General features: G+C 62.3%; 23 protein-coding genes. 7 read left to right on the top strand and 16 right to left on the bottom strand.

The features are described 5' to 3' along the window. Positions 1 to 231 precede the first annotated feature (231 nt). The 7 genes from lpdA to sdhC all read right to left on the bottom strand — a co-directional run bounded on the left by lpdA (position 232) and on the right by sdhC (position 9338). On the bottom strand, positions 232 to 1668 hold the full coding sequence (gene lpdA, locus PCLY_RS10285; protein WP_061239207.1) for a dihydrolipoyl dehydrogenase: 1437 nt from the start codon (positions 1666 to 1668) through the stop codon (positions 232 to 234). A gap of 66 nt (positions 1669 to 1734) precedes the next feature. Further along, on the bottom strand, positions 1735 to 2961 hold the full coding sequence (odhB, locus tag PCLY_RS10280; RefSeq protein WP_061239206.1) for a 2-oxoglutarate dehydrogenase complex dihydrolipoyllysine-residue succinyltransferase: 1227 nt from the start codon (positions 2959 to 2961) through the stop codon (positions 1735 to 1737). Between the two features lie 64 nt (positions 2962 to 3025). Continuing rightward, positions 3026 to 5857 carry a 2-oxoglutarate dehydrogenase E1 component gene (locus tag PCLY_RS10275; protein WP_061239205.1) on the bottom strand — a complete coding sequence of 944 codons (2832 nt, stop codon included), beginning with the start codon at positions 5855 to 5857 and terminating at the stop codon, positions 3026 to 3028. Positions 5858 to 6106: 249 nt separating this feature from the next. Then, positions 6107 to 6814, bottom strand: coding sequence for a succinate dehydrogenase iron-sulfur subunit (locus tag PCLY_RS10270; RefSeq protein WP_061239204.1), 708 nt, complete (start codon positions 6812 to 6814; stop codon positions 6107 to 6109). Between the two features lie 11 nt (positions 6815 to 6825). Then, positions 6826 to 8598, bottom strand: coding sequence for a succinate dehydrogenase flavoprotein subunit (sdhA, locus tag PCLY_RS10265; protein WP_061239203.1), 1773 nt, complete (start codon positions 8596 to 8598; stop codon positions 6826 to 6828). 3 nt (positions 8599 to 8601) lie between these two features. Beyond that, positions 8602 to 8970, bottom strand: coding sequence for a succinate dehydrogenase, hydrophobic membrane anchor protein (gene sdhD / locus PCLY_RS10260; protein ID WP_003240851.1), 369 nt, complete (start codon positions 8968 to 8970; stop codon positions 8602 to 8604). Continuing rightward, complete coding sequence (gene sdhC, locus PCLY_RS10255; protein ID WP_061239202.1) at positions 8964 to 9338, bottom strand: succinate dehydrogenase, cytochrome b556 subunit; 375 nt, start codon at positions 9336 to 9338, stop codon at positions 8964 to 8966. Before sdhC ends, sdhD begins: the two co-directional genes overlap by 7 nt. 363 nt (positions 9339 to 9701) lie before the next feature. Here sdhC and gltA point away from each other — a divergent pair, with 363 nt between their 5' ends. Continuing rightward, positions 9702 to 10982, top strand: a complete 1281-nt coding sequence (gltA, locus tag PCLY_RS10250; RefSeq protein WP_061239201.1) for a citrate synthase — start codon at positions 9702 to 9704, stop codon at positions 10980 to 10982. A gap of 66 nt (positions 10983 to 11048) precedes the next feature. On the opposite strand, the gene PCLY_RS10245 is transcribed toward gltA, so the two are convergent. The 3 genes from PCLY_RS10245 to PCLY_RS10235 form a co-directional block, all read right to left on the bottom strand. Continuing rightward, entirely contained in the window at positions 11049 to 11648 is a 600-nt protein-coding gene (locus PCLY_RS10245) for an START domain-containing protein (protein ID WP_061239200.1), read from the bottom strand. Between the two features lie 66 nt (positions 11649 to 11714). Continuing rightward, positions 11715 to 11966, bottom strand: coding sequence for a YkgJ family cysteine cluster protein (locus tag PCLY_RS10240; protein WP_061239199.1), 252 nt, complete (start codon positions 11964 to 11966; stop codon positions 11715 to 11717). Between the two features lie 37 nt (positions 11967 to 12003). After that, positions 12004 to 12876 (bottom strand): NAD(P)-dependent oxidoreductase, encoded by an 873-nt coding sequence (locus PCLY_RS10235; protein WP_061239198.1) that lies wholly within the window; start codon positions 12874 to 12876, stop codon positions 12004 to 12006. A 120-nt stretch (positions 12877 to 12996) separates the two neighbouring features. Here PCLY_RS10235 and PCLY_RS10230 point away from each other — a divergent pair, with 120 nt between their 5' ends. The 3 genes from PCLY_RS10230 (at position 12997) to rhtA (ending at position 14885) form a co-directional block, all read left to right on the top strand. Continuing rightward, positions 12997 to 13545 carry a 3'-5' exonuclease gene (locus PCLY_RS10230; RefSeq protein WP_061239197.1) on the top strand — a complete coding sequence of 183 codons (549 nt, stop codon included), beginning with the start codon at positions 12997 to 12999 and terminating at the stop codon, positions 13543 to 13545. A gap of 135 nt (positions 13546 to 13680) precedes the next feature. Then, a complete protein-coding gene (ppnP, locus tag PCLY_RS10225) occupies positions 13681 to 13962 on the top strand; it encodes a pyrimidine/purine nucleoside phosphorylase (protein ID WP_061239196.1) in 282 nt (93 codons plus the stop codon). A gap of 71 nt (positions 13963 to 14033) precedes the next feature. Further along, positions 14034 to 14885 (top strand): threonine/homoserine exporter RhtA, encoded by an 852-nt coding sequence (rhtA, locus tag PCLY_RS10220; RefSeq protein WP_061239195.1) that lies wholly within the window; start codon positions 14034 to 14036, stop codon positions 14883 to 14885. On the opposite strand, the gene PCLY_RS10215 is transcribed toward rhtA, so the two are convergent. From PCLY_RS10215 to PCLY_RS10195, 5 genes are read right to left on the bottom strand one after another with little or no spacing between them, the layout of a single operon-like run. Further along, complete coding sequence (locus PCLY_RS10215) at positions 14882 to 16639, bottom strand: ABC transporter transmembrane domain-containing protein (protein ID WP_061239194.1); 1758 nt, start codon at positions 16637 to 16639, stop codon at positions 14882 to 14884. The two genes, rhtA and PCLY_RS10215, sit on opposite strands and share 4 nt — an antisense overlap. 8 nt (positions 16640 to 16647) lie before the next feature. Further along, positions 16648 to 17055, bottom strand: coding sequence for a DoxX-like family protein (locus PCLY_RS10210; protein WP_061239193.1), 408 nt, complete (start codon positions 17053 to 17055; stop codon positions 16648 to 16650). Beyond that, positions 17048 to 17482 carry a thiol-disulfide oxidoreductase DCC family protein gene (locus PCLY_RS10205; protein ID WP_061239192.1) on the bottom strand — a complete coding sequence of 145 codons (435 nt, stop codon included), beginning with the start codon at positions 17480 to 17482 and terminating at the stop codon, positions 17048 to 17050. Before PCLY_RS10205 ends, PCLY_RS10210 begins: the two co-directional genes overlap by 8 nt. Next, positions 17479 to 18069, bottom strand: a complete 591-nt coding sequence (locus PCLY_RS10200; RefSeq protein WP_061239191.1) for a DUF1287 domain-containing protein — start codon at positions 18067 to 18069, stop codon at positions 17479 to 17481. Before PCLY_RS10200 ends, PCLY_RS10205 begins: the two co-directional genes overlap by 4 nt. A gap of 9 nt (positions 18070 to 18078) precedes the next feature. Continuing rightward, the gene (locus PCLY_RS10195) at positions 18079 to 19194 is read right to left on the bottom strand and encodes an ATP-NAD kinase family protein (RefSeq protein ID WP_061239190.1); all 1116 of its coding nucleotides are present in this window, start codon (positions 19192 to 19194) and stop codon (positions 18079 to 18081) included. A gap of 248 nt (positions 19195 to 19442) precedes the next feature. Between PCLY_RS10195 and PCLY_RS25020 the strand changes: the two genes are divergently transcribed. Then, positions 19443 to 19616, top strand: coding sequence for a PA1571 family protein (locus tag PCLY_RS25020; RefSeq protein ID WP_197432170.1), 174 nt, complete (start codon positions 19443 to 19445; stop codon positions 19614 to 19616). Between the two features lie 42 nt (positions 19617 to 19658). On the opposite strand, the gene msrB is transcribed toward PCLY_RS25020, so the two are convergent. Continuing rightward, positions 19659 to 20054 carry a peptide-methionine (R)-S-oxide reductase MsrB gene (msrB, locus tag PCLY_RS10190; protein ID WP_061239189.1) on the bottom strand — a complete coding sequence of 132 codons (396 nt, stop codon included), beginning with the start codon at positions 20052 to 20054 and terminating at the stop codon, positions 19659 to 19661. Between the two features lie 267 nt (positions 20055 to 20321). Here msrB and PCLY_RS10185 point away from each other — a divergent pair, with 267 nt between their 5' ends. Then, positions 20322 to 21533, top strand: a complete 1212-nt coding sequence (locus PCLY_RS10185) for a pyridoxal phosphate-dependent aminotransferase (protein WP_061239188.1) — start codon at positions 20322 to 20324, stop codon at positions 21531 to 21533. A gap of 6 nt (positions 21534 to 21539) precedes the next feature. Further along, a complete protein-coding gene (locus PCLY_RS10180) occupies positions 21540 to 21992 on the top strand; it encodes a hypothetical protein (RefSeq protein ID WP_061239187.1) in 453 nt (150 codons plus the stop codon). The last annotated feature ends 85 nt before the right edge of the window (positions 21993 to 22077 follow it).

Raw genomic sequence — 22077 nt, 5'->3', positions numbered from 1 at the left:
CAGTGATGAGGCGATTACGCGACGCCCCGCCTACCCCGGTGGTTTACAACAATTTGCTGTAGCCGGGCGAGCCGGCCACGTCTGACGCCTAGAACCGGTTTACGATCTGGCGAGCTAGAGATAAACGGTGGCGAAAAGGGCCGAGGAAGCGGAGTTTACATCTGTAAATGAGCATTCCGAGGCCGTTTTCAACGCCGTTTAGCCGACGCGCAGCAGATCGTATATCGGTTCTTAGCGCTTCTTGCGGTTAGCGATGTGAATCGCGCCACCGTTGACCGCCAGGGCAGCTTCGTGCAGCGCCTCGGACAGGGTCGGGTGGGAGAAGACCATCATGCCCAGGTCTTCGGCACTGGTACCGAACTCCATGCCGATTGCGCCTTGCTGTACCAGCTCGGCAGCGCTTGGGCCGATCACGTGGACGCCCAGTACGCGGTCGGTGTTGGCATCAGCGATGACCTTGACCAGACCACCGGTGTCGTTGGCAGCCATGGCGCGACCGCTGGCGGCGAACGGGAAGGTACCGATGTTGACGGCAACGCCTTCGGCCTTCAGCTGCTGCTCGGTCTTGCCGACCCATGCGATTTCCGGGTGGGTGTAGATGACCGACGGGATCAGGTCATAGTTCATCTGCGCCTTGTGGCCAGCGATGCGCTCAGCAACCATCACGCCCTCTTCCGAGGCCTTGTGCGCGAGCATGGCGCCACGTACCACGTCACCGACGGCATAGACGCCCGGAACGCTGGTTTCGCACTGATCATTGACGTAGATGAAGCCACGCTCGTCGAGGTCCACACCGCTGTCGGCGGCCAGCAGATCGGTGGTCACCGGGCGACGACCTACGGCCACGATCAGCTTGTCGAAGGTCATCTTCTGCTCGCCATTGGCGTCGGTGAAGCTGACGACGACCTGCTTCTTCTTGATTTCCGAGCCGGTCACGCGGGCACCCAGGCGGATGTCCAGACCTTGCTTGGTCAGGGTCTTCTGGGCTTCCTTGGCGATCTGCTCATCGGCAGCGGCCAGGAACTTGTCCATGGCTTCCAGCACGGTGACTTCGGAACCCAGGCGAGCCCATACCGAGCCCAGCTCCAGACCGATCACGCCAGCGCCAATGACGCCCAGCTTCTTCGGCACGCTCTGGAATTCCAGGGCGCCAGTGGAGTCGACGATCACGTCCTGATCAACCGGAGCCGGCGGGATTTCGACCGGCTTGGAGCCGGAAGCGATGATCACATGAGCGGCTTCGACCACCTGGGTCTTGCCGTCGGTGCCGGTCACTTCGACCTGCTTGCCAGCCAGCAGCTTGCCGTGGCCTTCCAGCAGGGTCACACCATTGGCCTTGAACAGCGCGCCGATGCCGCCGGTCAGGTTCTTAACGATGGTGGTCTTGCGGCCGATCATCGCCGGTACGTCGATGGTCACGCCCTTGGCTTCGATACCATGAACAGCGAAACCTTCTTTCGCCTCGTGGTACTTCCAGGAGCTGTCCAGCAGCGCCTTGGACGGAATGCAACCGACGTTCAGGCAGGTGCCGCCGAGGGCGATCTTGCCGTCCTTGCCCTGGTACTTCTCGATGCAGGCGGTCTTCAGACCGAGTTGCGCTGCTTTGATGGCGGCAACGTAGCCACCAGGGCCGGCACCGATGACTACCACGTCGAATTTCTGGGTCATAACGTATTCCTTCTCGAATAAACCGGACGGCCCTGAGAACAGGGCCGTCGTGGAGGAGACTGGCTTTTAGATTTCCAGCAGCAGGCGAGCCGGGTCTTCAAGCAAGTTCTTGATGGTCACCAGGAAGGTCACGGCTTCCTTACCATCGATCAGGCGGTGGTCGTAAGACAGCGCCAGGTACATCATCGGACGGATCACCACCTGACCGTTGATCGCCATCGGACGCTGGATGATGTTGTGCATACCCAGAATGGCTGCCTGCGGCGGGTTGACGATCGGGGTCGACATCATCGAACCGAAGGTACCACCGTTGGTGATGGTGAAGGTGCCGCCGGTCATTTCTTCGATGGACAGCTTGCCGTCTTTGGCTTTCTTGCCGAAGGTAGCGATGCCGCTCTCGATTTCAGCCAGGCTCATCTGCTCGGCGTTACGCAGAACCGGAACCACCAGGCCGCGGTCGCTGGACACGGCAACACCGATGTCGGCATAGCCGTGGTAAACGATGTCGTTGCCGTCGATGGAAGCGTTGACCGCCGGGAAGCGCTTCAGCGCCTCGGTAGCAGCCTTGACGAAGAACGACATGAAGCCCAGGCGCACGCCATTGTGGGACTTCTCGAACAGGTCCTTGTACTTCGAACGCAGAGCCATGACTTCGGTCATGTCGACTTCGTTGAAGGTGGTCAGCATGGCCATGGAGGACTGAGCCTCGACCAGACGCTCGGCGATCTTGGCACGCAGGCGGGTCATCGGCACACGCTTCTCGGTGCGATCGCCAGTGGCAACGACCGGAGCGCTAGCGGCAGCAGCGGCCGGCTTGGCAGCGGCAGCCGGCGCGTTCTTCTTGGCCTCGACGGCAGCGACCACGTCTTCCTTGGTCACACGGCCACCTTTGCCGGTGCCGGCGATGCTGTTAGGGTCGATGCCGTTCTCTTCAGCCAGTTTGCGAGCAGCTGGCGAGAGGATGGCGTCGTCGCCAGCGGCAGCAGCCGGAGCAGCAGCCTGGGCCGGAGCGGCGGCAGCGGCCGGGGCGGCAGCCGGAGCAGCGGCGGCAGCGCCACCTTCGGTCAGTTTGCCCAGCAGCTCGTTGGAGAGAACGGTATCGCCTTCGTTCTTGATGATTTCAGCCAGGACACCATCGGCCTCGGCCAGCACTTCGATCACTACCTTGTCGGTCTCGATGTCGACGATCAGCTCATCGCGCTTGACCGCTTCGCCCGGCTTCTTGTGCCAGGTGGCCACGGTGCCGTCGGCAACCGATTCCGGGAAGGTTGGGGCTTTGATCTCGATAGCCATTGTATGCGTTTCCTTAAATTCGGTTTACCGGCAGGTGGCACTCGCCACCTGCCGGATGAAGGCGTTAAACAGTAAAGGCGTCCTGCAGCAGTTTTTCCTGCTGCTCGGCGTGCATCGACGCATAACCACAAGCTGGCGCTGCCGACGCATCACGACCGGCGTACTCCAGGAACAGCGACTTCTTGTGTGCGGTGGTGACACGACGCATGTGGTGCTGACTGCAGTACCAGGCGCCCTGGTTCATCGGTTCTTCCTGACACCAGACGATGTGCTTGAGGTTCTTGTACGGCGCCAGCACTTCGGCCAGGTCGTCCTCCGGGAACGGATAGAGCTGCTCGATACGCACGATGGCGATGTCTTCGCGACCCTCGGCACGACGCTTCTCCAGCAGGTCGTAGTAGACCTTGCCGCTGCACAGGACCAGACGCTCGACCTTTTTCGGGTCCAGCGAGTCGATCTCGCCGATCACGGTCTGGAAGGAGCCTTCGGCCAGATCTTCCAGGCTCGAGATGGCCAGCTTGTGGCGCAGCAGCGACTTCGGCGTCAGCACCACCAGCGGCTTGCGCAGCGGACGGATCACCTGACGACGCAGCATGTGATAGACCTGCGCCGGGGTGGTCGGTACGCAGACCTGCATGTTGTGCTCGGCGCACAGCTGCAGGTAACGCTCCAGGCGCGCCGAACTGTGCTCAGGCCCCTGCCCTTCGTAGCCATGCGGCAGCAGAACGGTCAGACCGCAGAGACGACCCCACTTGGTCTCGCCACTGGAGATGAACTGGTCGAATACCACCTGGGCGCCGTTGGCGAAGTCGCCGAACTGGGCTTCCCAGATCACCAGCGCGTTAGGCGTGGTGGTGGCATAGCCGTACTCGAAGGCCAGCACGGCCTCTTCGGACAGGTAGGAATCGTACAGTTCGAACTTCGGCTGACCGTCGTACAAGTTCTTCAGCGGAACGTAGGTCGAGGCGTCCTTCTGGTTGTGCAGCACCGCGTGACGGTGCGAGAAGGTGCCACGGCCGATGTCCTGACCGGTCATGCGGATCGGGTGACCTTCGACCAGCAGGGTCGCGTAGGCCATGGTCTCGGCGAAGCCCCAGTTGATCGGCAAGCCACCGGCGCCCATCTTCTGGCGATCTTCGAGGATCTTTGAAACCTGACGCTGAATCAGGAAACCGTCCGGAGTTTCCAGCAACTTGGAGGACAGGTCCTGCAAGGTCTTGAGATCGAAACGGGTATCGTGGCGCGCAGTCCAGGCATGACCCAGGTACGGACGCCAGTCGACGAACAGCTCCTTGTTCGGCTCCTTGACCAGGCTCTTGACCACGTGCTGACCGTTGTCCAGCGCGGTACGGTACTCGTCGATCTTGGCCTGCACGTCATCGCTGCTCTGCACGCCGGCTGCAATCAGTGCGTCCGCATAGAGTTCACGGGTGGTGCGCTGCTTGGCAATCTGCTGGTACATCAGCGGCTGGGTGCCATTCGGCTCGTCGGCCTCGTTGTGACCACGACGGCGGTAGCAGACCAGATCGATGACCACGTCGCGCTTGTACTGCATGCGGTAATCGACGGCCAGCTGGGTGACGAACAGCACGGCTTCCGGATCATCGCCATTCACATGGAAGATCGGCGCCTGGATCATCTTGGCCACGTCGGTCGCATACTCGGTGGAGCGTGCATCCAGCGGGTTGCTGATGGTGAAGCCAACCTGGTTGTTGATCACGATGTGGATGGTGCCGCCAGTCTTGTAGCCGCGGGTCTGCGACATCTGGAAGGTTTCCATGACCACGCCCTGACCGGCGAAAGCCGCATCACCATGGATGGAGATCGGCAGTACTTTCTCACCAGAGGCGTCGCTGCGACGATCCTGACGGGCACGCACCGAACCCTCGACCACCGGAGAGACGATTTCCAGGTGCGACGGGTTGAACGCCAGGGCCAGGTGCACTTCGCCGCCGGCAGTCATGACGTTGGAGGAGAAACCCTGGTGGTACTTCACGTCACCGGAGCTCAGGCCTTCGGTCTTCTTGCCTTCGAACTCGTCGAACAGGTCGCGCGGGTTCTTGCCGAAGGTGTTGACCAGCACGTTGAGACGGCCACGGTGGGCCATGCCGATGACGATTTCCTTGGTGCCGTAGGAACCGGAGCGCTGAATGATCTCGTCGAGCAGCGGGATCAGGCTCTCGCCACCTTCCAGACCGAAACGCTTGGTACCCGGATACTTGGTGCCCAGGTACTTTTCCAGACCTTCGGCAGCCGTCACGCGCTCGAGCACGTGCGCCTGAACCTCGGCGGAAAACTGCGGGCGACCACGCACGCTTTCCAGGCGCTGGGCGAACCAGTTGCGTTGGCCGGAATCGACGATATGGGTGAACTCGGCACCGATGGTGCGACAATATGTCTGCTGCAGCGCATCGCGGATTTCGCGTAGCGTTGCCTCTTCCTTGCCGAGATACAGCTCGCCAGTGCGGAAAGTCGTATCCAGATCCGCGTCGGTCAGGCCGTAGTGATTGATCGACAGGTCAGACGGCGCAGTGCGCACCCACAGACCCAACGGGTCGAGCTGGGCGGCCTGATGGCCACGCATGCGGTAGGCCTGGATCAAGCGCAGCACTTCCACCTGCTTCTTTTCGTGCTCGCTGCTGACGGCCCCGGCGGAAACCGGCTGGGCACGACGCGAATTCTTGGCGAGCAGGACGAAATGATCGCGAATGGTCGAATGCGATACGTCCGTTGCAGCATTGCCGTCGGTCGGCAACTTCTGGAAGTAAGTGCGCCACTCTTCTGGCACAGCGTTGGGATCGTGCAGGTAGAGCTCGTAGAGCTCTTCCACGTAGGCAGCGTTGCCACCGGATAGGTGGGCACTGTCCCACATGCGCTGCATCACGCTTTCTTGCATGCTTGGTCACCCTCGGTAAGGGGACACCACCGGCGCGAATACCGCATGGTCCTGATCAAAGTCATGATGCTGCGACTCGGATAAAGCCACTTGGGTTCCCGCAGATAGTCCGGGTACCAGCCCGGATGCCCCTGCTGGTCGTCATATTTTTCGAGTATGAGCCGCGGCTTTGTGGGCTGCGGCTCTGGCTTTACTGCGAGACCGGCCAGAGCCGGCCCCACAGGTGTTACTGGTGTAGCAACTTGCGAATCAGGTACCGCTCTGCAGCAGCATGTTACGCACGTGGCCGATGGCCTTGGTCGGGTTCAGACCCTTGGGGCACACGTTCACGCAGTTCATGATGCCGCGGCAGCGGAACACGCTGAACGGATCGTCCAGCGACGCCAGACGCTCAGCGGTCTTGGTGTCACGGCTGTCGGCCAGGAAACGATAGGCCTGCAGCAGCGCAGCGGGACCGAGGAACTTGTCTGGGTTCCACCAGAACGACGGGCAGCTGGTCGAGCAGCAAGCGCACAGGATGCACTCGTACAGACCGTCGAGCTTCTCGCGCTCTTGCGGCGTCTGCAGACGTTCGATGGCCGGAGCCGGCGTATCGTTCTGCAGGAATGGCTGCACCTTCTCGTACTGCTTGTAGAAGATGCTCATGTCGACGACCAGGTCACGAATGACCGGCAGACCCGGCAGCGGACGAATCACCAGCTTGCCGCCCTTGAGGCCGGCAGCGGAGATCGGCGTGATGCAGGCCAGGCCGTTCTTGCCGTTGATGTTCATACCGTCGGAGCCACAAACGCCCTCGCGGCAGGAACGACGGTAGGAGAAGCCTTCGTCCTGTTCCTTGATCAGCGCCAGCACGTCGAGGACCATGATGTCCTTGCCGCTGGTGTCGACCTGGAAGTCCTGCATGAAGGGCGCAGCGTCCTTCTCAGGGTTGTAGCGATAAACACTGACTTGCAACATATCCGTCACCCTTAATAAGTCCGAACCTTGGGTTCAAATGCCGGAACGGTCTTCGGCGCGAAGTTGACCGCACGCTTGGCCACGCGCTTCTCGCCTGGGAAGTACAGGGAGTGGCACAGCCAGTTTTGGTCATCACGCTCTTCGAAGTCTTCACGAGCGTGGGCGCCACGGGATTCTTTACGAACCTCGGCTGCGACCGCGGTCGCTTCAGCGACTTCGAGCAGGTTTTGCAGTTCCAGCGCTTCGATACGCGCAGTGTTGAACGCCTGGCTCTTGTCCGCGATTTTGACTTTCGCGATGCGCTCACGCAGGTCGGCCAGTTGTTGGATGCCCTTCTGCATGTATTCGCCAGTACGGAATACACCGAAGTAGTTCTGCATGCACTGTTGCAGCTCTTTACGCAGCGGCGCGACGTCTTCACCGGTGCTGCGCTCGTTGACGCCAGCCAGACGCGACAGCGACTGCTCGATGTCGGTTTCGCTGGCGCCACGGACTTCCACGCCTTCTTTCAGCGCTTTTTCCAGGTGCAGGCCAGCGGCACGACCGAACACCACCAGGTCGAGCAGCGAGTTGCCGCCCAGACGGTTGGCACCGTGTACCGATACGCACGCCACTTCACCTACGGCGAACAGGCCTTCGATGATGGTGTCGTTGCCGTTGGCATCCTGAGTGATGGCCTGACCATGAATGTTGGTGGCAACGCCGCCCATCATGTAGTGGCAGGTCGGGATGACCGGAACCGGAGCGACGACCGGATCGACGTGAGCGAAGGTCTTGGACAGCTCGCAGATACCCGGCAGACGGCTGTGCAGCACTTCTTCGCCGAGGTGATCGAGCTTCAGCAGCACGTGATCCTTGTTCGGGCCACAGCCGTTACCGGCGATCACTTCCTTGACCATGGAGCGGGCAACCACATCGCGACCTGCCAGGTCTTTGGCGTTCGGTGCGTAACGCTCCATGAAGCGCTCGCCATGGGCGTTGATCAGGTAACCACCCTCACCACGGCAGCCTTCGGTGACCAGTACACCAGCGCCGGCGATACCGGTCGGGTGGAACTGCCACATCTCGATGTCCTGCACCGGCACGCCGGCACGCAGGGCCATGCCCACGCCGTCACCGGTGTTGATCAGGGCGTTGGTGGTGGAGGCGTAGATACGGCCAGCACCGCCAGTGGCCAGAACCACGGCCTTGGAACGGATGTAGACGGTTTCGCCAGTCTCGATGCAGATGGCGATGATGCCGACGATGGCGCCGTCCTGGTTCTTCACCAGGTCAACGGCATACCACTCGTTGAGGAACGAGGTGCCGGCTTTCAGGTTGGCCTGATACAGGGTGTGCAGCAGCGCATGACCGGTACGGTCGGCTGCGGCGCAGGTACGGGCTGCCTGGGTCGGATTGTCCGGACCCTTGGACTGGCCACCGAACGGACGCTGATAGATGCGGCCCTGCTCGGTGCGGGAGAACGGCAGACCCATGTGCTCGAGCTCGAACACGGCCTCCGGGCCGACGGAGCACATGTATTCGATAGCGTCCTGGTCACCGATATAGTCGGAACCCTTGACGGTATCGTACATGTGCCAGCGCCAATCATCGTTCGGGTCGGCCGAAGCGATGGCGCAGGTGATGCCACCCTGAGCGGAAACGGTGTGCGAACGAGTCGGGAACACCTTGGTGACCACGGCGGTCTTGTGGCCGCCCTGGGCGAGTTGCAGCGCAGCACGCATGCCGGCGCCGCCGCCACCTACGATGATGGCGTCATAGGAAAGAGTACGGATGCTAGCCATGAATCAGAAACCCCACAGAATCTGCACGCCCCAGACGAACATCGCGAACATCGCGATGCCGCACACGGCCTGGAACAGGAAACGCACGCCAGTCGCCCACTTGCCCAGCGCCATCGGCGTCAGGTAGTCGGTGGAAATGGTCCACATGCCGACCCAGGCGTGCACGCTCAGTGCGACGAGGGCCAGCAGGCTGAAGATGCGCATTGCGGTATTCGAGAACAGGCCATGCCATTCGGCGTAGCCCATACCCGGATTGCAGATCACATAGCCCAGCAGAAACAGCGTGTAAGCCGCGAGAACGACCGCAGAAACGCGCTGAGCCATCCAGTCATAGAGACCCGAACGCGAGAAATTCGTGACATTAGTTACCATATCCACACCCCCAGCAGCACGATCACGACTACCGCCACGGCGACGACAATCTTGGAGCCCAGCTTGCCGCCTTCCAGCGTCTCACCGATGCCCATGTCCATGATCAAGTGGCGCACACCGGCCACCAGGTGGTACAGCAGAGCGGACAACAGACCCCAGATCACGAACTTGGCCAGCGGGCTGGTCAGGCATTCTTTCACCTGGGCGAAGCCCTCTTCGGAGGTCAACGACTTGTCGAGGCCAAACAGCAGAATGGCGATACCGACAAAGAGGATGACACCGGAGATACGGTGAAGAATGGACGTGTAAGCGGTGATCGGAAGCTTGATAGTCCGAAGGTCTAGGTTTACAGGTCGTTGGCTATTCACGGCTTTTTTATCACACTGAGAGCCCCTAACGATCAGGGCAAAGTTGTTGGGAAGTGCACTGGCAAGGTACCCATCACCCAATGAGTGACAACCGCCATGACACGGCCCTAAAGCCTGTGGCGGTCGGCCGCAGAGTATAGACAGTTAGCAGACTAATGACAATGCGACCTCCCCCCCTAAAAAGCGCATTGCAGCCTTTAAACAAATGGCGTAAATAGCGCCCCTTTTTCGTTGAAAATCCCGTTCAAACCCTTCTACTGCCTGGGTTCTCGCAAATTGACTTTCGGATTTATCCCACTATAGTGGTGCGGGCCCTGCGTGGGGGGCTGTCTGATGATTTCAAGCATAACTAGGAGGCCACATATGGCTGACAAAAAAGCGCAGTTGATCATCGAGGGCAATGCCCCCGTCGAACTGCCCGTTCTGACCGGCACTGTTGGTCCCGAAGTAATAGATGTGCGGAGCCTGACCGCCACGGGTCGGTTCACCTTTGACCCTGGTTTTATGTCGACCGCCTCTTGCGAGTCGAAGATCACCTACATCGACGGTGACAAGGGCATTCTGCTGCACCGCGGCTACCCCATCGAGCAGCTCGCCGAGAAGTCCGACTACCTGGAAACCTGCTACCTGCTGCTCAACGGCGAACTGCCGAGCAAGGAAGAGAAGGCCCAGTTCGTCAGCACCATCAAGAACCACACCATGGTTCATGAGCAACTGAAGACCTTCTTCAACGGCTTCCGTCGCGACGCCCACCCGATGGCCATCATGTGTGGCGTGGTTGGCGCACTGTCCGCCTTCTATCACGACTCGCTGGACATCAAGAACCCGCAGCATCGCGAAGTGTCCGCCATGCGCCTGGTCGCCAAGATGCCGACCATCGCAGCCATGACCTACAAGTACTCCATGGGCCAGCCCATGATGTACCCGCGCAATGACCTGAATTACGCGGAAAACTTCCTGCACATGATGTTCAACACCCCGTGCGAGATCAAACCGATCAGCCCGGTGCTGGCCAAGGCGATGGACAAGATCTTCATCCTCCACGCCGACCATGAGCAGAACGCTTCCACCTCCACCGTACGCCTGGCAGGCTCTTCGGGCGCCAACCCGTTCGCCTGTATCGCCGCCGGCATCGCCGCACTGTGGGGCCCGGCACACGGCGGCGCCAACGAAGCCGTGCTGACCATGCTCGACGAGATCGGCAGCGTGGAGAACATCGACAAGTACGTGGCCAAGGCCAAGGACAAGGACGATCCGTTCAAGCTGATGGGCTTCGGTCACCGCGTCTACAAGAACTTCGACCCGCGCGCCAAGGTCATGAAGCAGACCTGCGACGAAGTACTGGCCGAGTTGGGCATCAACGATCCGCAGCTGGAACTGGCCATGAAGCTCGAAGAGATCGCGCGTAACGATCCTTACTTCAAGGAGCGCAACCTCTACCCGAACGTGGACTTCTATTCGGGCATCATCCTCAAGGCCATCGGCATTCCGACCTCGATGTTCACCGTGATCTTCGCCCTGGCACGTACCGTGGGCTGGATCTCGCACTGGAAGGAAATGCTCTCCGGCCCGTACAAGATCGGCCGTCCGCGCCAGCTGTACACCGGTTACGAGCAGCGCGACCTGCCCGACGACCGCGGCTGATAGCGAAACGAGACAAAAAAGGCTGCCAGATTAGCAGCCTTTTTTATTGCCGCAAACGCCCTCGTTTCAGCGTCCCTCCACCTTTGCCCGCAAACCCTGCAGCGTTTGCAGGGGAGCGTCGACGACAAAACTATTGGCCAGCCAGGAGGGCACGCTTCCGCCCGGCTCGGTATGCACCTCGTAGATCACTTCCACCCCGCCCTGCTCCAGCGGCTTGAGGTGCCACTCACCGTCGACGCGCGGCACCCGTACGAAGCCCTTTTCCTCCGGTAAACGCTCTGGCACGGCCTTGAGCAGGCGCGTGACACTGCCATCGGCATCGGTGCGCGTGGTCACCTGGATCACCGAATCGCGCGCCTCTACCGGCCAAGGCATTTCGAAGCGGGTGTACAGCTCGCTCACATTGCCCTTGGTGTCGAGCAGCCGCTGCTGCTGACAACTGAAAATCCAGGCACAGGACCCCGCGACATCTTCCTGAGCGGCCTGTACAGCAGCCAGGTCGCCCTTGATCGTGACCACGCCGCGATAGGCCTTGTACTTGGACCCAGGCACATCGGCCAGGTAAACGCTGACGCCGTCCTCCTCACGCTCCAATTGCCACGGCCTTTCGGCAGCCTGGGCAGCGCTTGCACACAACAGCAGGGTCAAAACGGAAAAACGCATCATCTTCGAACAACTCCCGGCAGGATTGTTTGCCTTTCGACCCGAAGGGGTCACAAGTGGTTCATCACGTCAGGCCGTCGCCTGCTCCAGCCAACCCAACAGGCGAATGGCAGTTTCGCGATCATTGCCGCACAACTGCTCTTCCGCCTTGAACCCGCCGCATACCGCAGGCCTCTCCGGGCGACCGAAAATGGCGCAGAGATACTCGGCATCGAGATGAATGCAGCGCACGCCGGCAGGCTTGCCCTCGGGCATACCCGGAATCGGCGAACTGATAGAAGGCGCGATGCAGCAGGCACCGCAACCGGCTCGACACTCCATGAAATGACCTCGACTACAAACGAACGGCCTTTTGCGATCAGCGGTCGCGCTGCAAACGGGCCAGCAGACTGGACGTATCCCAACGCCCGCCGCCCATGGCCTGGACATCGGCATAGAACTGATCGACCAGCGCCGTCACCGGCAGTTGAGCACCATTACGACGCGACTCCTCGAGCAGGATCGACAGGTCCTTGCGCATCCAGTCGACCGCAAAGCCGAAGTCGAACTCGCCGGCCAGCATGGTCTTGTAGCGGTTTTCCATCTGCCACGACTGCGCCGCCCCCTTGCTGATCACATCGACCACCGCATGGCCATCGAGGCCCGCGCACTGAGCGAAGTTCAGCGCCTCTGCCAGCCCCTGCACCAGGCCGGCGATGCAGATCTGGTTGACCATCTTGCTCAACTGACCACTGCCGGCCGGCCCCATCAGACGCTGCATTCGCGCGTAGCACTGGATGACCGGTTCAGCCACGGCATAGGTGTCGACCTCGCCGCCAACCATGACCGTCAGCACGCCATTGACCGCCCCGGCCTGACCGCCGGACACCGGCGCATCGAGAAAGCCCAGGCCGCGCTCGGCCGCGACAGCCGCCAACTCACGCGCCACATCGGCCGAAGCCGTGGTGTGGTCGACCAGGATCGCGCCCGCCGCCATACCGGCGAAGGCGCCCTGCTCGCCCAGGATCACGCTACGCAGGTCATCGTCGTTGCCGACGCAGCACATCACCAGTTCGGCGCCAGCCGCCGCCTCACGCGGTGTCGGCGCACTGCTGCCGGCGTATTCCGCCACCCACTGCTCAGCCTTGCCCGGAGAACGGTTATAGACCGTCACCTGATGGCCGTTACGAGCGAGATGCCCGGCCATCGGATACCCCATAACCCCCAAACCGATAAATGCGACCTTTGCCATACCAACCTCCTCAGGACATAGGTTGCAGAGCCTAGCATGACGTTTGCCCTGGCCGAAAAGGCCTTCCATACTGCCAGCGAATCGGCCCGGAGCATGGCCTTGCGAAGGATAGGAGCAGCAATGGGACATTGGTTGGTCATCGACCTGGAAGCCACGACCGACGAAGGCGGCTGGCCGATGGAAGAAATGGAAATCATCGAAATCGGCGCCAGCCTGGTTGGCGTCGATGGCCATGAACGCGACCACTTCCAGCGCATCATCAAGCCGCAGCGCCGCCCCTGCCTGACCGACTTCTGCCGCGAGCTCACCCGTATCACCCAGGCCGAGGTCGACGCAGCAGCGCCAATGGCCCAGGTCTGGCCCCAGTTCGAACGCTGGCTGGCCCAGCATGCACCACGCCTGGTCGGCTGGAGCAGCTGGGGCGACTACGACCGCCGCCAACTGGAACAGGAATGGCGCCAGCACCGGCTGCACAGCCTGCTGGCCCAGATACCGCACCTGAACCTCAAACAGGCCTTTGCCAAGGCGCGCCAACTGCAGCGCCCGGTCGGCCTGCACAGTGCCCTGCAACTCGCCGGCATGCAGTTTCTCGGGCGCCAGCATCGCGCACTGGAAGATGCACGCAACACCGCGCGACTGCTGCCGCTGGTGCTTCCCCTCAAAGACTGATGACGAAGAAAAGCCGCTTGGGCATACTGGCGGCCCTTTTATGGCCTGCCGTCCATGACGGCCAGCCTCCGGGCCGTCGCTGCGCGACGTTAGAAATGGCTACCCGCAACTTTCCCCCCTTCCGAGGAATCGCAGATGTTCAAGGTCAACGAGTACTTCGACGGCACCGTCAAATCCATCGCTTTCAGCATGGCTGAAGGCCCAGCCACCCTCGGCGTGATGGCTCCGGGCGAATATGAGTTCGGCACCAGCCAGCTGGAAGTCATGCATGTCGTCGCCGGCGCCCTGACCGTCAAACTGCCGGGCAGCGACAGCTGGAGCACCTTTGAAGCTGGCAGCAAGTTCACCGTACCGGCCAACAGCAAGTTCCAGCTGAAAGTCGCAGTGGACACCGCCTACCTCTGCGAATACCGCTAAGCCAAAGGCCTCATGAGAAACCGGCCCTCGCGGCCGGTTTTTTCTTTGCTGATCACCACCAGGACACAGCCATGCCACGTTCCGCCCTTCTCGCCCCCATCGCCTTGCTCGTGGTGGCCATGGTCTCGATCCAGAGCGGTGCGTCGCTGGCCAAGAACCTGTTTCCCCTGGTGGGTGCCGAAGGCACTACGGCACTGCGCCTGGTGCTCGGTGCGATCATCCTGTCGCTGGTCATGCAGCCTTGGCGGGCCAAGCTGGACTTGCGCAAATGCCACGCCCTGCTGGCCTACGGCCTGGCCCTGGGCGGCATGAACCTGATGTTCTACATGTCCCTGCAGAGCATCCCGCTGGGCATCGCCGTGGCCCTGGAGTTCACCGGGCCTCTGGCCCTGGCGTTGTTTTCCTCGCGCCGCCTGCTGGATTTCGTCTGGGTGATCCTGGCCATCGTCGGCCTGTGGATGCTCCTACCCACCGGCGCCACGCAAAGCGCCATCGACCCGCTTGGCGCCGCTCTGGCCCTCGGCGCCGGCGTTTGCTGGTCGCTGTACATCATCTTCGGGCAGAAGGCCGGCGCCCAGCATGGCCGCCACACCGTCGCGCTGGGTACCTGGGTTGCCGCCTTGCTGGTACTGCCCATCGGCGTCTGGCATGCCGGCAGTGATCTGCTGAACCTCGACCTGCTGCCCATCGCCCTGGGTGTCGCGGTGCTGTCCTCGGCCCTGCCTTACAGCCTGGAAATGGTCGCTCTGACGCGCCTCCCGGCGCGTACCTTCAGCGTCCTGATGAGCCTGGAGCCGGCGGTCGCAGCCATGTGCGGCCTGGCCTTTCTCGGCGAGAAGCTGCTCTGGGGCCAGTGGCTCGCCGTCGGCGCAATCATCGTGGCCTCGGCCGGTGCCGCCGCCACCATCAGACCCAAGAGCTAGCGACCGAACTGCAGCTCGGCCAACCGCGCATACAACGGGTTGCTCTCGATCAGCTCGGCATGCCGACCGATCGCGGCCAGGCGCCCCTGCTCGATCACCGCGATGCGATCAGCCTGCTTGACCGTTGCCAGGCGATGGGCGATGACCAGCGTGGTACGCCCGGCCATCAAGGATGGCAGCGCCTGCTGGATCAAGTGTTCGCTCTCGGCATCCAGCGCGCTGGTGGCTTCATCGAGCAGCAGGATAGGCGCATCGGCAAGCAAGGCGCGGGCGATGGCCAGACGCTGACGCTGCCCACCGGAAAGCCCGAGCCCGGCTTCACCGAGATGAGTCTGATAGCCCTGCGGCAGACGCTGGATGAACTCATGGGCGTGCGCCGCCCGCGCCGCCGCCTCCACCTCGGCCTGGCTGGCATCCAGGCGACCGTAGCGAATGTTGTCCTCGACCGAACCGAAGAACAGTGCGGGATTCTGCGAAACCAGGGCGAAACTGGCGCGCAACTCGCGTGGGTCGAGCTGATCGATCGGTACGCCATCGATGAGGATGCGCCCGGCCTGCGGATCGAAGAAACGCAGCAGCAGATCGAACAGCGTCGACTTGCCAGCGCCGGAAGGCCCCACCAGCGCCAGGGTCTCACCCGCCGACACCTGCAAGTCGATGCCATCGATGGCGTAGCTGTCCGCACGCGACGCATAGGCGAAGCGCACGCCCTGCAGCTCGATGCGCCCCTGCACCGGCTGCGGCAGATGCCTGGGCAGATCTGGCGCGACGATGGCGTTGCTGGCACGCAACAGCTCGCCGATACGCTCGGCGGCGCCCGCCGCGCGCTGCAATTCGCCGATCACTTCGCTCAGGGTGCCGAAGGACGAGCCGACGATCAGGCTGTAGAACACGAATGCCGCCAGCTCACCACCGGAGATGCGCCCGGCGATCACATCCATGCCGCCCACCCAGAGCATTACCCCCACCGCACCGAGCACCAGCACGATGACCACGGTGACCAGCCAGGCACGCTGGGCGATGCGCTTGCGCGCCACATCGAACGCCGCCTCGGCGGACTCGCCAAAGCGGCGCTTGTCCTCGCTCTGATGGTTGTAGGCCTGCACCGTCTTGATCTGTCCCAGCACCTCACCCACGTAGCTGCCGACATCGGCCACGCGGTCCTGGCTTTGCCGCGACAGCGCCCGCACGCGACGGCCAAACAGCAGGATCGGCGCCACCACCAACGGCAGGGCCAAGAGGACGATGCCGCTGAGCTTGGGATTGGTCACCACCAGCAGCACACTGCCGCCGATCAGCATGATCAGGTTGCGCAATGCCATCGACAGGGACGAGCCGATCACCGACTGCAGCAAGGTGGTGTCGGCGGTCAGCCGCGACTGGATTTCCGAGCTGCGATTGCTCTCGTAGAAGCCCGGATGCAGCTCGATCAGGTGGTCGAACACTCGTCGGCGGATGTCCGCAACCACCCGCTCACCGATCCACGACACCAGATAGAAACGTGTGTAGGTACCGAAAGCCAATGCCAGCACCAGCACGAAAAACAGCAGCAGAGAATGACGCAGTGCCGCTGGCGACTGCGTGGCCAGGCCCTGATCCACCAGCAGCTTGATGCCCTGGCCCATGGACAGGGTGATCGCCGCAGTGAACATCAGCGCCAGCAGCGCCCCCACTACGCGGCCGCGATAAGGCGCGATGAAGCGCCAGGCCAGGCGTATGGCGCCACGCTGGCGGGAAGAAAGCATCGATGTCATGACGGGTCTCAGGAGTCGGCAGCCGAGGGCGCTTCAGCCAGCCAGGCCACTGCACACAGAGCCAGCGCAGCCAGATTGGTCGAAAGCGGATTGAACGCTTGAATCAACAGATGGGGACTCAGCAGCGCAACATCAAGCAGCAGCACCAGCAACACCGCACCTGCGACCAGCAAAGGCCAGCGCTGGCGCCGCACCGCCAGCAGCGCGATGCCCAGCAGTATCTCGGCAATGCCGCCAATGCGCGCGATCGACTCCGGCGCGAACAGCGCATGATCAGGCAGGCCATGCGCCGCGATCATCGCCACCTCATCAGGGCTGAGCCAGAGAATCTTCGGCGCCAGCCCATGCCAGATGAACACCAGCGCCAGGGCCAGCCGAGCGAGCCAGGCGATCTGCGCCAGGCGCCGCTCAGTCATGCAGGAAGCGCTCGGCGTGATCGGCAGTGGGCAGCAGGCAGACCTGGTAGCGCCCGAACAGGCGGTAGCGATTCAGCGCGATGCGGTCATAACACCAGTCACGCAGCGGACGCGGAATCAGGCGCAGCCAGGCAAGAACACGCCAGGGCTGAGGCAGGCGGGCGAGAATGCGCAACAACGCGCTGGAACGCACATGCAAGCCTGCTTCATCGATCAGTGCCATGGTGTCGAAGCGATCGGTCGGCAGGCCATACCAGGCCAGCAGCGCCTGCCCCTGCGCCGACTGCACCGAAGCCAGGCGAAACTGGCACAGGCGATCATGCCGAATGAGAAATTTTGCCCAGCCATTGCAGAGCTTGCAGACGCCATCGAACAGGACGACACGCTCGCCTGCAGCAAGACCGGGCGCTAGCGATGGTTTCGTCATTGACCAGCGCTCGCCTGCTGCGCCAGAGGGCGGTAGTGGCCAGTGATGCGGTAGGCGAACAGAATGTCCTCCTCCTGCGTACCACGGCCGATGTTATGCAGCACCAGCGGCGCCCCGCTGGCTGCGCGGCGGTCGCTGACGATGCCGATATGGGTGAGGCCGTGACCCAGATCCCAAGTGACGATATCGCCGGACTGGTAGGCAGAGGCATCCTGTTTGACCGCAAGCGCCCAGCCCTGGCGCTTGAACCAGGTCATCAGATTGGGCACGCGGCGGTGGTCGATATTGCTGTCCGGGCGAGTCAGGCCCCAGTTCTTCGGATAGGCGGCGAAGTTACCGCGCATGTCGCGATGCACCGCTTCCTGCAGATCCAGCCCCTGCTGGCGTAGCGCGCGGATCACCACGTCGGTGCAGACGCCGGTGGCCAGGGGCACATCGCCGCCTGGATAGCTCAGCTTCCGGTAGGCCGGGTCATAGCTCAGGGTCACGCCGACCTGCTTGCGAGCATCGAGCACCAGCCTGTGCGCCTCGATGGCGTGCGCTGCAAAAGCCAGCGAGCAGAGCAGCAGTGCGATCACCGTGCGCATATCGATCTCCTATCGACTCAAGGGGTACAGCAGCTCTTCCTTATAACCGGCCCAGACCCGCACTGCATCGGGAAAATCGTCGTCCAGGCTCACGTCACCACTGTCCACCAGCAATGGCCGCCCCTGCAGCGTGCCCAGCTTGCGCTTGGTCGCCACCACGCGCAGGCGCTCCAGCCCCACCGCGCGCAACACACGCGGGCTGATCTGCTGGTTACCGCGACCGATGATATGACCCTGACCACCAATCGCGGTCACCAGCAGGTAGCTTGGATGCCCGTCGACCAGGCCGAACAGCTCGGTTTCGTTGACGTCGCGAGCGATGACCTGGCCCGCCTCGATCACGTCGACGCCCAGCAAGGTGGTTTCCAGCCCCAGATTCTGCGCCAGTCCGTGCAAGGTCGAACCGGGGCCGAACACGTAGCGCGCGCCCGGCTCCCACTCCGCCTCCAGCCAGGCGGCAAGATCGGCCAGCACCAGCTCTTCGGATTCCACGCCGCCCTGTTTGACCGCCTGCACATAGCCACCCTCCTGCGGCACGCACAGCTCACCGTACCAGCGCGCGGTCACCCGACCTTCACGCAGGGCGCTCTCGTCGATGTCACGCACTTCGCCGCTGCCCAGACGCACCAGGCCGCCGTCCACCAGGCGCGCAGTCAACTCACCCGCCGCTCGCGGACTGATGGCATAGACGCCGGACTGGATCTTCACCCCTGCCGGAATACCCAACACCGGCTGCCCCTCCCTGACGGCCGCACAGACATCACGGGCGGTACCATCACCGCCTGCGAACAGAATCAGAGCCACGCCGGCGTCCTGCAGCTGCTGCACCGCCTGGCGGGTGTCTTCGGCAGTGCTCACGCCGTCGTGCAACTCACCCAGCAAACGATGCGCGAAGCCCATCTGCGCCAGGAGATCGCCACCCATGGCACCCGGATAACTGACGAACTCAATGCGCTCATGCAGGGTCAACAACTGCTCAAGCGCAGTGCGCGTGCGTTGTGCAGCCTGTGCCTCGACGCCCAGCGCCAGTGCCTGCTCGGCCATGCCGTCGCTGCCCTTGAATGCTGCCGGACCACCCAGCCCAGCCAGTGGATTGATGATCAGACCGATATGAAAACGCGACATGACTTCCTCGTTCCACGAAGGCTGGCACGCAGCCTGCAGTGTGACTTTCGCAATGTGTTATCTGACGGCTTTCCGCCGTCGTGAACCAACTCAGAGTACCGCGAGCAGGAGCCAGGCCGGGCGAACAGATGAGCTTTCCGAGCCCGTTTACCACCCGGCATGGCCAACGCGCAGCAGACTTTTAACTGTCACCGCGCCTTCATCTGGATGCCCTAGAGTGGCGCGCACCACTGATGAGGAGACAGGCCATGAGCTTGCAAGACAACGCTGCCCAATGCCCAGCCACCCGACAACAGCAGGAGCCGGTGGGCGGTTTTATCATTGACGGCCAGGGCCGCGAAGTGCCCATTACCGAAGACATGATCCAGCAGGCCTGTGACGCTCTGGAAGAAAGCCGCCAGAGCGCCAACCAGCAGGCTTGAGCCGCACGCGCCAGGCAGCCGAAGCGCCTGGCGCGCCTTGCCTCAATCGCGTGGCACCAGCTTCAACGACAGGGAGTTGATGCAGTAACGCAGCCCGGTCGGGCGCGGACCATCAGGGAATACGTGGCCCAGATGCGCATCGCATTTAGCGCACTTGACCTCGATGCGATGCATGCCATGGCTGTAATCGTCGAGGCTGGCAATCACCTCGTCATTGATCGGCTGGAAATAGCTCGGCCAGCCGCTGCCCGAGTCGTACTTGGCGTCCGAATCGAACAGCGCCTCGCCGCAGCAGGCGCAATGGTAGATGCCAGGGGTCTTGCTGTCGTGATAAGCGCCGGTGAACGGTCGCTCCGTGCCACCTAGACGGCAGACATGAAACTGCTCGTCAGTCAGCTCTTCGCGCCAGCTATCCAGGGGTTTGTCGAGTTTATCCACGAACGGGCTCCTCCTCGGTAATGGGCGATACGCCAGGTTGCAGGCAGCGCCAGCCCTTGCCTTGAAGGCAAGGCGTACACGACAACCCAGTCACTGTGCGCCGCATGGCAGGCCAGAAAAAAGCAGAGCGGATAGCTTTGCCGCGCTCAGGTCGCCACGTATGATTCGACCCCAGTCTGTCACCCGCGTTACAGGCTGCCAAGATTCCCAGTCGAGAGAATTTTGCAGCGTGTTCAAGCGGGCTCTCCATAGCTCGGGACTTCTTACATGCAGGTCAGCAAATCGAACAAGCTCGCCAACGTCTGCTATGACATTCGCGGGCCGGTGCTCAAGCACGCCAAGCGTCTGGAAGAGGAAGGCCATCGCATCCTCAAGCTGAACATCGGCAATCCGGCGCCGTTCGGTTTCGAGGCGCCGGAAGAAATCCTTCAGGACGTGATCCGCAACCTGCCCACCGCGCAGGGCTACAGCGATTCCAAGGGCCTGTTCAGCGCGCGTAAAGCGGTGATGCAGTACTACCAGCAGAAGCAGGTCGAAGGCGTCGGCATCGAGGACATCTACCTCGGCAACGGCGTATCCGAGCTGATCGTCATGGCCATGCAGGCGCTGCTCAACAACGGTGACGAGGTGCTCATCCCAGCCCCTGACTATCCGCTTTGGACCGCCGCCGTCGCGCTGTCCGGCGGCAAGCCGGTGCACTACCTGTGCGACGAGCAGGCCGGCTGGTTCCCCGATATCGCCGACATGCGCGCCAAGATCACGCCGAACACCAAGGCGCTGGTGCTGATCAACCCGAACAACCCCACTGGCGCGGTGTACTCGCGCGAGGTGCTGCAGGACATCGTCGAGCTGGCCCGCCAGCACAACCTGGTGATCTTCTCCGACGAGATCTACGACAAGATCCTCTACGACGAAGCGGTGCACATCAGCACCGCCTCGCTGGCACCGGACGTGCTCTGCCTGACCTTCAACGGCCTGTCCAAGAGCTACCGCGTGGCCGGTTTCCGTTCCGGCTGGGTGGCCATCTCCGGGCCCAAGCACAAGGCGCAGAGCTACATCGAAGGTCTGGATATCCTGGCCAACATGCGCCTGTGCGCCAACGTGCCGAGCCAACATGCGATCCAGACCGCACTCGGCGGTTACCAGAGCATCAACGACCTGGTGCTGCCCAACGGCCGCCTGCTGGAGCAGCGCAACCGCGCCTGGGAACTGCTCAACGACATCCCCGGGGTCAGCTGCGTCAAACCCATGGGCGCGCTGTACGCCTTCCCGAAGATCGACCCGAAAATCTGCCCGATCCACAACGACGAGAAGTTCGTCCTCGACCTGCTGCTGTCGGAGAAGCTGCTGATCGTCCAGGGCACCGCCTTCAACTGGCCGTGGCCGGATCACTTCCGCGTGGTCACCCTGCCCCGCGTCGACGACTTGGAGCAGGCCATCGGCCGTATCGGCAACTTCCTCAAGGGCTATAGCCAGTAAACCAGCATGGATCTGCAGATAGACGATTTCTACAAGGACGCGGCCAGCGGCCTGCTCATGCTCTATCAGGCCTTCCCGCGCAAGATGGCGCTGTACGTGGAAGACCTGATCGGGCGTGAGGAGCCGGATGAATTTGGCCTGCCCAGCAAGCGCCACCAGGCCTGCCTGGGCGCCTTGCTGTGGCTGGCCGAAGAAGGTTATCTGCGTTTCGAGTCGACCATCGCTTACGATGCGCTGGATCAGGCGGTGCTGAGCGAGAAAGGTTTTTTGCGCCTGTCGCGCGGCGTACCGCACGTGCTTGCCGACGGTGAACCATTGCCGCCAAGCGTACGCCGCGTGCACGCCACGCTGGCCTTCCAGCTGCGTGAAGCCCTGGCGCGCCAGCACGGGGAACGCATCGCCCGGCTGACCCGTCTACTGTTCGAAAGCCAAGCGGCGCAGGCAAACGACATAGTTTGAAATAGTCCCTGGTTGAAAGCTCCAGGTAGGCGCCCTTATATAGCCCGCATTACTCGTACGTCTTTCCCCGTGAGGAGTCCGTTCA

Origin of the sequence: Ectopseudomonas composti, from assembly GCF_001567565.1 — a bacterium.
GTDB lineage: Bacteria > Pseudomonadota > Gammaproteobacteria > Pseudomonadales > Pseudomonadaceae > Aquipseudomonas > Aquipseudomonas composti_A.
Note: the sequence above shows the minus strand (reverse complement) of the source record. Positions and strands in the feature narration are given on the sequence as shown.